Raw genomic sequence first — 13,130 nt, 5'->3', positions numbered from 1 at the left:
GAGAAATGGGAGGAGGACTATCGGCTCGCGAAGAGAGCCATGTACGACGCCGGTGCGCGCTTTGTAGGCGATGCACATCTGCGAACTCATGCAGAGGCGCCCAGACCTCTTCGGCACGATGAGGTGCCACCCGTCTGCGGACGCCACCGACACCGCAGCGCATGTCCGATGCTGCCGTATTTGAGCCTAGCGGGTCCTAAAGGGAATGCTTTCCTGCTACTGGAAATTCCTTGAACCGACGGCCGTTTGGGGACAAAATTATGCAGCAAGTCCAAAGTGCTACAGCGTTCTTCTTGCGTCATGTTCCAAGTGCGGGCGCTGTAGCGGAAAGGTGAAGCCAATGAAGAGGTTAGCAATCGTTGCCTTGTCGCTGGCGACGGCGTTGACGAGCGTTGCACCGGCTATGGCGTTTCCCACCCCTGTTCCGTTGAAGGTCGAGGCACCGCAGGCGGAGCCGGTCTCGCACAGGCGCCATGGTGGCTGGCGTCGCCACCGTCGCGGTGGCGATGATGATTGGGCCTGGGCGCTCGGCGGGCTTGCCGTCGGCGCGATCCTCGGCGGGGCGCTGGCGCAGCCGAGGTATTATCACCCGGGCTATTACGACGACTACGCGCCGACATACTACGCCCCGCGGTACCACGCGCCGACCTACTACTACACGCCGCGCTACTACGCGCCGCGCTATCACGCGCCGCGCTATTACCGCCAAACCTATTACAGTGGCGGCAATGCGCACACGCGCTGGTGCTATGCGCGCTACCGTTCGTACAGGGCTTACGACAACACGTTCCAGCCCTATTACGGTCCGCGGCAGCCGTGCGTCTCGCCCTATCGGTGACGCAGCGGGTTTAGCGGTTCACCGCCTTGCGTCGTTGCGGACGCCATGATCTTGCGCGTCTTTCAGACGCGCAAGCTCCACCGCCAGCCAGCGCTACCGCGATACCGCGGGCACGACTGTTTCGGCAGAGCTCCGCGCTTCTGTGACCGCCGCCCGGACGAGAGCATGATGGCGCAGCATCAGTGCATAGACCGCCGCATAGAGGCCGATCACAACCACGCCGACCCACTCGATCTTGAACGGCGTGAACTGGTAGGCCATCACGAGAGCCAGCTGAAGAAAAAAGTGCAACGGATAGTAGGCCGAGCCTAACCGCGTCTTCGTCCAGCCAAGATTGAGACCGTAGAGACGGATCAATGAATCAAGCGAATTCACGACGAAGACGATTCCGACCGTCACCATGAACCAGTTCAACCATGCGGGAATGGTGATCTGCTGTTCGAAATAGATGTAAAGCACCGCGAACCAGACAGCCAACGGAATTGAAGGCAGAAGGATCATGGCGACGGCCAGCCGCCATGTTCGCAATCCGCCAACGAACATTGAGACGAACTGGCCGATCATGATGCTCCACGAGAACCACCAGAAAAGGTAGAATTCGTGATAGGCAGTGATCGGGCTTACGAAGTGCTGCAGATTGGCAAAATAGTCGGAGAGCAGGCCGAGGTTCGACGCGAGGCCGCCTAGTCCAACGGCGCTATAGTAATAGGCAGCCGCCAGCACGGCGACGATGGCGAGGATTACGAACATCCATGTCGAAGTGACGGCCAGCCATTTCATGAAATTGAGATTGCCGCTGGAATAGACCGACATCGCGATGACGCAAACGACTATCCCCCACTGCGCCGTCGCTGAAATATCCCCGATGTAACTCGGCAAAGCCGTAAGGAAGAGATAGCAGGTGAAGGCGCAGGTCGCGATGACCGTCAGATTGTAGACCCATCTGACGATCGGAATCTCGAAAATCTGAAGCCGCGGTTCGAGCACGACGAAGTAGAAGGCCGAAAGAAAATACATCATCCAGACCAGCGGTCCCCACATGCCGAACTCGATCGCGAGTGGGTTGGTGAAGCGGTAAGCGTCATCGGCGGCGTAGGCCGGAAATTCAGTCAGCGGCAGCATTACGAGGCCCATATCCAGGCCAGCCGTGAACAACAGCGCTACGAAGGTGAATGTGCCGACCGGAGTTTGCCCGCAACAGCGGACATTGCTCCAGCGGAGGATGACGAAGACAGCGCTGAGTAGAACCGCCAGATAGGCGGTGCTGATGATGTAACTCACTGATGACCTCCCTTGCGGCAGTTCCGCCACGTTGACCGGGACGGGATGCGCGCCCGTAGGACGCCACAGGAACTGCCGATATCTACGTCGGATCACGACGCCGCGATAATCAAAAGCGACGGGAGCGGATTGCATTCGCATGACTCCCTTATTAATTGATCCGGGTAACGGAACGCGATCTCTGGTCGCGTCCCCTCTTCGGTCGATTTGCGGAGACATGCAGTAGAAATCGCACCGCCCTCACCTACTTCTCCGCCTTTCAACGGAGCGAACGCCATGGCCGACAGGGCGTCCACCAAGCCAACGAAGCTCGCAAAGAAATCCGAGGCGAAGAAGACGCCGGGGGCAACGAAGCTGCTTTCAGGGGGCAATCCCCAGATCGCGAAGGGCTATGGCGACGCGCCGGTGCAGGCCTATATCGCGGCCATGCCGGGCTGGAAAAGCGAGATCGGACGACGCCTCGACGCGCTCATCACGCAGACTGTGCCCGGCGTGCAAAAGGCGGTCAAATGGAACTCGCCCTTCTATGGCATGGAGGGCCAGGGCTGGTTTCTCAACTTCCATTGCTTCACCAGATACGTCAAAGTGGCCTTCTTTCGCGGCGCGTCGCTAAAGCCTGTCCCTCCAGGCGAGTCGAAGCATAAGGAAGTGCGCTACCTCGATGTCTACGAGAAAGATGAATTCGACGAAACCCAGTTCACGGATTGGGTGACGCAAGCAAGCCGATTGCCAGGCGAGCGAATGTGAGAGCGAGCGACGACGTAACGGGAGGCGACATGCGGAAGAACACCCTGACGGCCGGAGAGGCAGGCAATACTCCCTCCCAGCTGATCGATGCGAGGATCGGCGAGCTCGGTGATTGGCGGGGCGAGACGCTCGCGCGAATCCGGCGTCTCATCAGGGAGGCGGATCCGGACGTTGTCGAGGAGTGGAAGTGGAGAGGAGTTCCGGTGTGGGAGCACGATGGCATCATCTGCACCGGCGAGACTTACAAGAACGTCGTGAAGATGACCTTTGCCAAAGGCGCTTCGCTGGAGGACCCTGCAAGCCTCTTCAACTCCAGTCTCGAAGGCAGCACAAGGCGCGCCATCGATATCCATGAGGGCGGCGAGGTCGACGAAGAGGCGCTGAAGGCGCTCATTCGCGCCGCCGTGGCACTGAACGCCTCGGCGCGCGCTCGGAAGAAGCAGAAGCGCGCTTGAGGACTTCCGCGATGCCGGGTGACGGCGGAAAGGCCGTCGCGTGGTCCGTCCCCTTTTCCTTCCGCGTGCACGCCCTATAGTTATGGCGCCCCATCAGCCAAGGAGCCGTTCATGGCGCTGACCCTCTACCTGCACCCGCTCGCCTCCTTCTGCCACAAGGTGATGATCGCGCTTTACGAAACCGGGACCCCGTTCGAGGCAAAGATCGTCGATCTGATGGACCCGCGGGAGCATGCCCGGTATCTCGAGGTCTGGCCGGCCGGCAAGATTCCGGTGCTTCATGACGGGGCGCGCGACCGGACGGTGCCCGAGACATCGATCATTATCGAATATCTCGACCGGCTCTATCCCGGCGGGGAGCCGCTGATCCCGCAAGAAGAGGAGCAAGCGCTCGAGGCGAGGCTCTGGGACAGGTTCTTCGATCTCTACGTCCAGGTGCCGATGCAGAAGATCGTCACCGATACGCTGCGGGCTGCAGGCGAGAACGACAGCCGCGGCGTCGCCGACGCGCGCGCGGTGCTGAAGACCGCCTATGACATGGCCGAGCGGCAGCTGGCCGGCAAGACATTCGCAATCGGCGAGCGCTTCTCGATCGCCGATTGCGCCGCCGCGCCTGCCCTTTTCTATGCCGGCATCGTCGAACCTTTCGGCGCCGGCCATGTCAATCTCTCCGCCTATTTCGAACGCCTCGTCGAACGACCGTCCTTCGCGCGCGTGCTCGCCGAGGCTCGCCCCTATTTCGACATGTTCCCCTATCGCGAGGCGATTCCGCCGCGCTTCCTGTGAGCGGCCCGCCGCTTGCCGCTTGCTTTCGGGCCTTCGCCCGCTACCCTGTTCGCCATCCACCCCACGAGGAGCACGACCATGGAATATCGTCTGCTCGGCCGCTCCGGCCTCAAGATCTCCACCATCACTATGGGCACGATGACGATCGGTGGCGGCGGCAAGTTTGCCGAGGTCGGCAATGTCGACGTCGCCGACGCCCGCCGCTATGTCGACCTCTGCCTCGATGCCGGCGTCAACCTCATCGACACGGCTGACATCTACTCGACCGGCAGCTGCGAGGAGATCATCGGCGAGGTGCTCGGCGGAAAGCGCAAGAACGGCGTGCTGATCGCCACCAAGGCGCGCTTTTCCATGGGGCCAGGCCCGAACGACGGAGGCCTCTCGCGCCAGCACTTGATCAGCGCCTGCGAGGCAAGCCTGAAGAGGCTGAAGACCGACGTGATCGATCTTTACCAGGTGCATGAATGGGACGGCCAGACCCCGCTCGAGGAGACGATGGAAGCGCTCGACACCCTCGTGCGCCAGGGCAAGGTGCGCTATATCGGCTGCTCCAACTATTCCGGCTGGCACATCATGAAGGCGCTCGGGATCAGCGCGCTCGAACACCGCCAGCGTTTCGTTAGCCAGCAGATCCACTACACGCTGGAAGCCCGCGAGGCCGAATATGAATTGATCCCGATCTCGATCGACCAGGGTCTCGGCATTCTCGTCTGGAGCCCGCTTGCGGGCGGACTGCTTTCCGGCAAGCACCGGCGCGGCGTGACGCCGGAGGGCACACGCCAGCTTGCCGGCTGGAACGAACCGCCGATCCGCGACGAGGAACGGCTATGGAAGATCGTCGATATGCTGGTGACGATCGCGGCCGAACGCAACGTCTCGGCCGCGCAAGTGGCGCTCGCCTGGCTGATCGGCCGCAAGGCAGTAACCTCGGTCGTCATCGGCGGCCGCACGGAAGCGCAGTTCCGCGACAACCTCGCCGCAGCAAACCTCAGGCTCAACGACGAGGAGCGCCAACTGCTCGACGCAGTCAGCCTGCCGCCGGTCATCTACCCCTATTGGCACCAGCTCTGGACCGCCAAGGACCGGCTCGGCAATGCCGATTTGTCGCTGCTGGGACCGCATATGTGAGGCGAACGAGGCACACTCCATCTCGTCTGCCGCCCTCCCCAGCCCCTCCCCACAAGGGCCGACAAGGGGGAGGGACTTAACCTGCCGGACCCTGCTCGCTCACATCTCAGCTGCACCGGAAAGCTAAGCCTTTGAAACGCCCGGCAGCTGCCGCAAGCGCCAAGCCCCTCCCCTTGTGGGGAGGGGTTGAAGAGGCGTTTTCGCCGGCCGCGAACTGTCGGCATCTCCGTAAGACCGTTACTTTCCCGCTACCTGACGCGCTCGCCGCCAAACACCGCCCGCTGCAATTGCGACGCCAGCGATTCCGCATAAGCCGTGGCGATATGATGGCGGTCGCGGAAGGTCAGTTTGCCGCCGATCACCGCCGGGCAGACCGTCTCGTTGCAAAAGAGATCGACGAGATCGACATAGTCCGCCTTCAACGACTCCGCGGCCTCTCGCTCGGCGGCCGGGATCGTCTCTTCCACGGCTTGCCGGCGTGGCGTGTCGCAGACGCTCGGGCTGCGGTCCTGCCAGAGCGCGCGTGCGACGCATTTGTCGAGATAGGTCTTGTGCACCGGCACATCGCGAAGCAGCACGACTTCGCTGCCGGCGCCTTCGAGCCTTTCTATCGTCCGCTTGATTCCCGCCGTCCACTCCTTGAGCCCGATCGGTCTCGACGTGTGGTTCATGTCGTTCCTGACGTAGCTCGAGGAATATTGCGAGAGCACAACCATGTCCGGTTTCAGCGAAGCGATCTCGCGGAAGGCCCGCTCCTTCCATTCCTCGCACTCGTCATACATCCGCATCAGCACGCCGTTCCAGACCGGGACGCTTGCCGCCGGGCAGGAGGACTTCAGATAGGTGATCAGCCGCCACCCCTTCTCCTCGGCGATCCTCTTGAACGGCGTCGACCAATGATCGGCATGGGAATCGCCGAAAAGAACGATCGTCTTCTTCGGATCGGCGGCGCCGAATGAGCAGGCCTTCGGCTGCACGCCTTCGCGAGCGACGACGCAAGCCGTGTCGAATTCCCGCGCCGCGGAATGCCGTTCGGCGCTTCGAAGAACCTGCCTTTGCTCGGCATCGAGGCTGCGACCCGCAAGCGCCGCGCTACCATAGGCAAGCGTCGTCCCGGTCCCGGTGAGCAGGACCGCGAGGGCCAGCGAGCGGCTCGTCTTCGCCGCAAGCCAGCCATTGTGGCGGACCGGGTTTTCGATGAAGCGATAGCTGAAGACGGAAAGCGCAAGCGTCACGACGCCGCATAGCAGCCGGTCGGCAATGGTCAATTCGGGCTTGAGGATCCCCGCATAGACGATGACCGGCCAATGCCAGAGATAAAGCGAATAGGAGAGCTTGCCGATCTGTTGCAGCGGCTGCAGCGCGAGAATGGTCTTCGGCCCGGCGCCGCTCGCATGCGCGCCGCTCAGCAACACCATCACCGTTCCGACGACCGGCAGCAGCGCGATCGATCCCGGGAACGGAACCGCCTCGGTGACGGTCAGATAGGCGACGGCAATCAGCAGGAGGCCGATCCAGCCGAGGACGGGCGAGAAGCGAAAGCGCCTTGCCCACTCCTGCGGCAACGCCATGGAGGCAAGGCCGCCAAGGGCAAATTCCCAGGCCCGAAACGGCGAGAAATAGAAGGCCCAAGGCTGCGATACGGCCGTCATGCGCCAGCAGAAGGCGAAGGAAACGGCGGCGACGGCCGCAAGCAACACAACCAGGCCCCCCTTCCCCGGCCGAAGCTTTGTGAAGAGCAGCAGGAGCGCGGGCCAGACGAGGTAGAACTGCTCCTCGACCGACAGCGACCAGAAATGAATGAAGGGATTGTTCGAGGCATCCGTGGCGAAATAGTCGACGGTCCAGCGGATGAGCCAGAGATTGATCATATAGGCGGAGGCGAACAGCGATCCTTTGGAGTAGAACTGCTGTTCGGACGGTGCGAGTATGAAATAGCCGACGAGCAGCGTGGCCAGGATGACGAAGAGCGAGGCCGGGAGCAGGCGGCGGGCCCGCCGGGCGTAGAAGCGCCAGAGGTCGACCGTGCCGCTCCTTGCAATCTCCTGCTGCAGGTGGCGGGTGATGAGATAGCCGGAGATGACGAAGAAGATGTCGACGCCGACGAAGCCGCCGGGCAATCCGCTCATGCCGAAATGAAAGGCGATGACACCGGATACCGCCAGGGCCCTGAGCCCTTCTATATCCGGTCGAAACTCTCCCGAGGCTGCTGGTGAACGCATGTGACCGGTGCCCTGTCGTTGGAGCATCTTGCAGTCAGGTGGAATCACCTGGCCCTGCAGAAATGCGGCAAAACATTCGGATGGAGCGGTATGGCGAAGCTAGGCGAGCGCATCCCACTCCAGCGCCCTGCCCGCCGCATCGGCCGACCCGGACGCGAAGTTCCATCACACATTGCAGCAAATTTGCTGCAGTGCAACGCAACGGTGAGGTGATACTGCCTGACAATATGGCGTCAAAAGGGCGCCGGCCATTTGTCCCCGGCAAGCACCCCTCTGCTTGGGCATCTCGAAGGGGCCGGCAGACCCCTCCCCAATCCCTCCCCACAAGGGGGAGGGACTAGCCTGCCGCACCCTCCTCGCCCATGTCTCGGCCTCGGAGGGAGGAATTAAGCCATTGAAATACTACATCGCCGCGCGTCTTATCAGACCGCAAAGGTCGCCGTTTGAAATCGACATCGACTTAAAGGAACATGCAGTGGCGATGACCGCAAGCACCAAGCCCCTCCCCCTTGTGGGGAGGGGTTGGAGAGGGGTTCCTTGCACCTGTAGCGCCCGATCGCCGACACGTCTGATCCCTCAAGCCGCCTCGGCCACCTCGCCGCGAATCAATGCGCCGAGCCGGCGGATGCCTTCGTCGATCATCTCATCATTGGCGCAGGAGAAGCTCAGCCGCAGCGTGTTTTCCCCCGATCCGTCGGCGAAGAAGGCGCGCCCCGGAACGAAAGCAACCTTGGCGGTCTCGATCGACTTCGCGAGCAGCGCGGCACCGTCCGTGCCCTTCGGCAATGTCACCCAGACGAACATGCCGCCTTCGGGCTTCGTCCAGGTGACATCCGCGGGCATGTACCTTTCGAGCGCCGAAAGCATGGCGTCGCGGCGTTGCTTGTAGGCGCCGTGGATCTTCGCCACCTGCCTTTCGAAGCCGCGGTCGGCGACGGTCCAGATCGCCATCTGGTTCATGGTCGAGGAATGGAGGTCCGCAGCCTGTTTCATCAGCACCAGCTTGCGGATGACCTGGTCGGCAGCGCAAACCCAGCCGACCCTGAGGCCCGGCGCCAGCGTCTTGGAAAAGCTGCCGCAATAGATCGTGCGGGTCATGTTGATGTCGCCCTTGCGGGCGATTTCGAGCGCCAGGATCGGCGGGATCGCCTCGCCGTCATAGCGCAGCGCCTGATAGGCCGCGTCCTCGATCACGGCGATGCCGAGCTCCTCGGCAAGGTCGAGCACCCGCTCGCGGCCGGCGCGGTCCACCGTCTCGCCCGTCGGATTGGCGAAGTCGGCCGAAAGATAGGCGAACTTGACGCGACCGCCGGCCTCCGCCGCAGCCTGGGTATAAGCTTCCGGCGTGCGGTTGCCGGCCGGGTTCAACTGGTCATAGGTCGGCTCATAGGCGTTGAAGGCCTGCAACGCGCCGAGATAGGTCGGCCAGGTGACGAGCGCCGTGTCCTTCGGCGAAAGGAACAGCTTGCCGAGATAGTCGAGTGCCTGCTGCGAGCCGGAGGTGATGAAGATATTTTCGGCCGTTGCCGGAATGCCGAGGCCCCGCATCTCATCGGCAAGCCACTCGCGCAGCGGCCGGTAGCCTTCGCTCACCGAATATTGCAGCGCCGCGCTGACGGCCGGCCCGTCGAAGATTTCGGCATAGGCCGCTTTGAATTCCGCATCGGGGAAAAGCTCGGGATCCGGAATGCCGCCGGCAAACGAGATGATGTCCGGACGGTCCAGGAGCTTCAGAAGCTCGCGGATTTCCGAGGCCTTCATCCGGCTCGAGCGCGTGGCGAAAATGCTTTCCCAATTCAGCATGGGGCCCTCCCGATTGGCGAATGCCGGAACTGAGCACAGCGTGAAATTTAAGTCAATATTGCTGACCTATTCGTGGCGGCATTTCGGCTGCCCGGATCTGCCCTGTAGCACCGGTCAGCGACCACATCCCGTGCTGGCAACCACCGCCGCGACTCGCGCCATGGAACTGAAACGGCAGTTCGAGGTTTGAGCATCGCGTAACGGGCAAACACCAGACTCTGGAGGTCATACAATGTTGACAAGAATCCTCATCGCCGGCGCCCTGTCTGTGACTTTTGCGGCCCCCGTTCTCGCACAGGCCGATCTCGTCTGTGACCAGGCTGCCATGACAAAACTGGAAGCCGACATCAGCCAGTTCACCGATACCACGAGGAAGGACAATGCCGCGAAGGAGCTCGCCATGGCGAAAGAGGCATTGGCGGCGAACGATACCGAAAAATGCAAAACCCACATGGCTAACGCCTTGAAAGACGCATCCCCGGATTGATGCGGCGAGTCTTAGAATCAAGAAAGCCGGGGCTGGCGCCCCGGCTTTCTTCTTGATCCTGGCAGCTAAGGCTTAGTTCTTGCTCTTGTCGACCAGCTTGTTCTTGCCGATCCAGGGCATCATCCCACGCAGCTTCGCGCCGACTTCCTCGATCTGATGGGCGTCGTTGACACGGCGGATGCCCTTGAAGCGGGCGGCGCCGGAACGATACTCCTGCATCCATTCCGAGGTGAACTTGCCGGTCTGGATGTCTTTCAGAACACGCTTCATCTCGGCCTTGGTTTCTTCCGTGATGATGCGCGGGCCGGTGACGTATTCGCCCCACTCGGCCGTGTTCGAGATCGAGTAGTTCATGTTGGCGATGCCGCCTTCGTAGATCAGGTCTACGATCAGCTTTACTTCGTGCAGGCACTCGAAATAGGCCATTTCCGGCGCGTAGCCGGCCTCGACCAGCGTTTCGAAACCGGCGCGGATCAGTTCGACCAGACCGCCGCAGAGAACGACCTGTTCGCCGAAGAGGTCGGTTTCGCACTCTTCCTTGAAGTTGGTTTCGATGATGCCGGAGCGGCCGCCGCCGACGCCGCAGGCGTAGGAGAGCGCGAGGTCGAGCGCGTTGCCGGAAGCATCCTGATGCACGGCGACGAGGCAGGGAACGCCGCCGCCCTTCTGGTATTCGCCGCGCACCGTGTGACCCGGGCCCTTCGGCGCGATCATCACCACGTCAACCGAAGCCTTCGGCTCGATCAGGCCGAAATGGACGTTGAGGCCGTGCGCGAAGGCGATTGCCGCGCCGTCACGGATGTTGCCGGCAATCTCGTTCTTGTAGATGTCGGCCTGCAGCTCGTCCGGCGTTGCCATCATGATGAGGTCTGCCCACTTGGCGGCTTCCGCGACAGAGAGAACCGAAAGACCGTCAGCCTCGACCTTGGCAGCCGTCGCCGAGCCAGGCTTCAGCGCAATGCGGATTTCCTTGGCGCCGGAATCCTTGAGGTTCAGCGCGTGTGCGCGACCCTGGCTGCCATAGCCGACGATAGCGACCTTCTTGGACTTGATGAGGTTGAGATCGGCATCACGATCGTAATAGACGCGCATCGAATTTTCCTTCCCTTTGCTTGTCTTTGCTACTGCATGTCTCCTTAAATCGACCTCGATTTAAGGACAAAGACATGCAGCGATTCAAAGTGCTACAGCGACCTTTGCGCGCCTGATAAGACGCGGGGCGCTGTAGTGGCAGCCCGTCTCGGGCCACCGTCACCCTTTTCTGCCATGGAGCGCGAGGAAGGCGTCGACCGCCCGCTCCGCCCTGCGGCTGAAATCCATCTTCATTGCGGCCGCATCCTCGCCGAGCAGCATGCGCAGATGCCAGTCGGAGACCACGAGCCCGTATAGCGCGCCATAGGCCTCGTCCGCGTCGTCAAAGGCAAGCAACCCCGCCTTGCGGCCCGCCTCGAGCAGCGCCCCTGCCCTGCGTCCGATCGGCCGGCGTCCCCTCTCCTGCAACAGCCGCCCGAGCTTGGAGCCCTCGCGGCTCGCCTGGCCGATCGCCAGCCGGTTGAGCGCCAGCGAAACGTCACCCGAGAGAACGTCGAGCAGATCCTTTGCGAAGGCGACAAGATGCGCCCTGAGGCCCGCCGCGTCCAGCGCTTCCGCCGAAACTTCGAGCGTCCTGACCTTGCTCGCCTGGTAGGCGATCATCGCCGAGAGCAAACCGTCGCGATCGCCGAACCACTTGTAGAGGCTTTCCTTCGAGCAATTGGCCGCGCGCGCCACCCCCGCCGTGGTCAGCGCCTTCTCGCCGCCCTCGACCAGCAGGCGCAACGCCTCTTCCAGGACGGCGCCCTGACGCTCCGTCAGACCGGTCACGGTACCCATTTGTCTTGTTGCTTCGGCGCGCTGCACTCACTTGCCCTCAGTACCGTACGGTACGGTTCGTGTCTTTTAGTCACAAGTGGGAAGGACGTCAAGTCGGGTCGTGGCAGGGATGCGAATTTTGGAGATAGCTTCCGGATCGGCGCAATTGCCCAACATTACGAAAATATAATGGTCTCAATGCTGTTCGCCGGCCGCCTTCGTCTCTATCCTGCTTCGAAGATCGTCCCATCGAGTTACGCCCATGAGCGAGATGGCCAAGGCGGCGCAGCAGGATGCGACCGCCCATAGTCCAACAGCAAAGGTCACCGTGATCCCGGCAGCGCCGCCACCGCCGCGCCGGAAGCGACGGTCGCGTTTTTGGATCGCCGCCCCCGTTCTCGTCGCCACCCTCGGTGCCGGTTATTACGCCTGGAGTCGATATGGCTCCGAGCCGGCCGCAACAATGATTACCGAGACGGTGACGCGCGGCGACATCGAAAGCGCGGTCACCGCCGTCGGGACACTCGATGCCGTCAAGTCCGTCGACGCCGGCGCGCAAGTCTCCGGCCAGTTGAAATCGCTGCATGTCGGGATCGGCGACAGGGTCGGCGAGAACCAGCTCATCGCCGAGATCGACCCGGCCTCGATCGAAAACAGAATCGAGATCGACCGGGCGGAACTCGCCTTTCTCGAGGCGCAACTCGTCTCGAAAAAGGCCCAGCTCGTGTTGAAACAGGCCAATGTCGAGCGCCAGCGCAGCCTGGTCGCGGCCAAGAGTGCGCCGCAAGCGATGCTCGATCAGGCGATTGCCGATTACACAGCCGCCCAGGCCGACGTGCGGGCGATAGAAGCGCAGATCCGTAAGCAGAAGGCGACCCTGGCCGGAGATCAGGTCGCTCTCGGCTATACGAAGATCTACGCGCCGATGGCCGGAACGATCGTCGACAATCCCGCCAAGGAAGGCCAGACGCTGAACGCCAACCAGACGGCGCCGACGATCGTCACCATTGCCGATCTTTCCACAATGACAGTGAAGGCGCAGGTCTCCGAGGCGGACGTCGGCAAGCTGAAGATCGGCATCGACGCCTATTTCACGCTGCTCGGCCAGCCGAACAAGCGCTTCACCGGCAAGCTCCGGCAGATCCAGCCGAAACCGGACACCGAAAACAACGTCGTCCTCTATTACGCGCTCTTCGACGTACCGAACCCTGCCGGCGAACTGATGATGTCGATGAGCGCCCAGGTCTTTTTCGTCGAAGCGGCCGCCACGGACGTGCTTATCGTGCCGAGTGGCGCGCTCCACACGCGCCGCGGCGCCGATAAGCCGATGCAAGTAACCGTCGTCGCGCCCTCCGGTACCACCGAGACCCGCGAGGTGAAGGTCGGCATCCGCAACCGTGTAAGTGCCGAGATCCTGAACGGCCTCGAGGAAGGCGAGAAGGTCGTCGTCGGCACTGAATCCGCGGGCACCCGCACTCGCGAAGGCCGCAACACGCTGCGCGGCTTGCGCATACCCTCCATGTTCTGAGGCC

Annotated in this window: 12 protein-coding genes; 7 read left to right on the top strand and 5 right to left on the bottom strand. The window is 62.1% G+C overall.

Annotation, left to right across the window (positions count from 1 at the left end; all coding sequences use genetic code 11):
* Positions 1-340: 340 nt before the first annotated feature.
* Complete coding sequence (locus tag J2Z31_RS17280) at positions 341-838, top strand: BA14K family protein (RefSeq protein ID WP_209602797.1); 498 nt, start codon at positions 341-343, stop codon at positions 836-838.
* A gap of 93 nt (positions 839-931) precedes the next feature.
* Here the strand turns inward: J2Z31_RS17280 and J2Z31_RS17275 are convergent, their stop codons facing one another.
* Positions 932-2,119 (bottom strand): BCCT family transporter, encoded by a 1,188-nt coding sequence (locus J2Z31_RS17275; protein ID WP_209602796.1) that lies wholly within the window; start codon positions 2,117-2,119, stop codon positions 932-934.
* A 276-nt stretch (positions 2,120-2,395) separates the two neighbouring features.
* Between J2Z31_RS17275 and J2Z31_RS17270 the strand changes: the two genes are divergently transcribed.
* From J2Z31_RS17270 to J2Z31_RS17255, 4 genes are all read left to right on the top strand, one after another.
* A complete protein-coding gene (locus J2Z31_RS17270) occupies positions 2,396-2,866 on the top strand; it encodes a DUF1801 domain-containing protein (protein WP_209602795.1) in 471 nt (156 codons plus the stop codon).
* A gap of 29 nt (positions 2,867-2,895) precedes the next feature.
* Positions 2,896-3,321, top strand: a complete 426-nt coding sequence (locus J2Z31_RS17265) for a DUF1801 domain-containing protein (protein WP_209602794.1) — start codon at positions 2,896-2,898, stop codon at positions 3,319-3,321.
* A 111-nt stretch (positions 3,322-3,432) separates the two neighbouring features.
* A complete protein-coding gene (locus J2Z31_RS17260; RefSeq protein WP_209602793.1) occupies positions 3,433-4,107 on the top strand; it encodes a glutathione S-transferase family protein in 675 nt (224 codons plus the stop codon).
* A gap of 78 nt (positions 4,108-4,185) precedes the next feature.
* On the top strand, positions 4,186-5,235 hold the full coding sequence (locus tag J2Z31_RS17255; RefSeq protein WP_209602792.1) for an aldo/keto reductase: 1,050 nt from the start codon (positions 4,186-4,188) through the stop codon (positions 5,233-5,235).
* Positions 5,236-5,483: 248 nt separating this feature from the next.
* Here J2Z31_RS17255 and J2Z31_RS17250 read toward each other — a convergent pair whose 3' ends face one another.
* On the bottom strand, positions 5,484-7,457 hold the full coding sequence (locus J2Z31_RS17250; RefSeq protein WP_209602791.1) for an acyltransferase family protein: 1,974 nt from the start codon (positions 7,455-7,457) through the stop codon (positions 5,484-5,486).
* 576 nt (positions 7,458-8,033) lie between these two features.
* Positions 8,034-9,260, bottom strand: a complete 1,227-nt coding sequence (locus J2Z31_RS17245) for an aminotransferase-like domain-containing protein (RefSeq protein ID WP_209602790.1) — start codon at positions 9,258-9,260, stop codon at positions 8,034-8,036.
* Between the two features lie 232 nt (positions 9,261-9,492).
* Here J2Z31_RS17245 and J2Z31_RS17240 point away from each other — a divergent pair, with 232 nt between their 5' ends.
* Positions 9,493-9,747 (top strand): hypothetical protein, encoded by a 255-nt coding sequence (locus tag J2Z31_RS17240; RefSeq protein ID WP_209602789.1) that lies wholly within the window; start codon positions 9,493-9,495, stop codon positions 9,745-9,747.
* A gap of 72 nt (positions 9,748-9,819) precedes the next feature.
* On the opposite strand, the gene ilvC is transcribed toward J2Z31_RS17240, so the two are convergent.
* Together ilvC and J2Z31_RS17230 are read right to left on the bottom strand one after the other, a co-directional pair.
* On the bottom strand, positions 9,820-10,839 hold the full coding sequence (gene ilvC, locus J2Z31_RS17235) for a ketol-acid reductoisomerase (protein ID WP_209602788.1): 1,020 nt from the start codon (positions 10,837-10,839) through the stop codon (positions 9,820-9,822).
* Between the two features lie 159 nt (positions 10,840-10,998).
* Positions 10,999-11,619 carry a TetR/AcrR family transcriptional regulator C-terminal domain-containing protein gene (locus J2Z31_RS17230; protein ID WP_209602787.1) on the bottom strand — a complete coding sequence of 207 codons (621 nt, stop codon included), beginning with the start codon at positions 11,617-11,619 and terminating at the stop codon, positions 10,999-11,001.
* Positions 11,620-11,860: 241 nt separating this feature from the next.
* On the opposite strand from J2Z31_RS17230, the gene J2Z31_RS17225 reads away from it, so the two are divergent.
* Positions 11,861-13,126, top strand: a complete 1,266-nt coding sequence (locus J2Z31_RS17225; RefSeq protein WP_209602786.1) for an efflux RND transporter periplasmic adaptor subunit — start codon at positions 11,861-11,863, stop codon at positions 13,124-13,126.
* The last annotated feature ends 4 nt before the right edge of the window (positions 13,127-13,130 follow it).

Origin of the sequence: Sinorhizobium kostiense, assembly GCF_017874595.1 — a bacterium.
In the GTDB taxonomy this organism is placed as follows: domain Bacteria; phylum Pseudomonadota; class Alphaproteobacteria; order Rhizobiales; family Rhizobiaceae; genus Sinorhizobium; species Sinorhizobium kostiense.
Note: the sequence above shows the minus strand (reverse complement) of the source record. Positions and strands in the feature narration are given on the sequence as shown.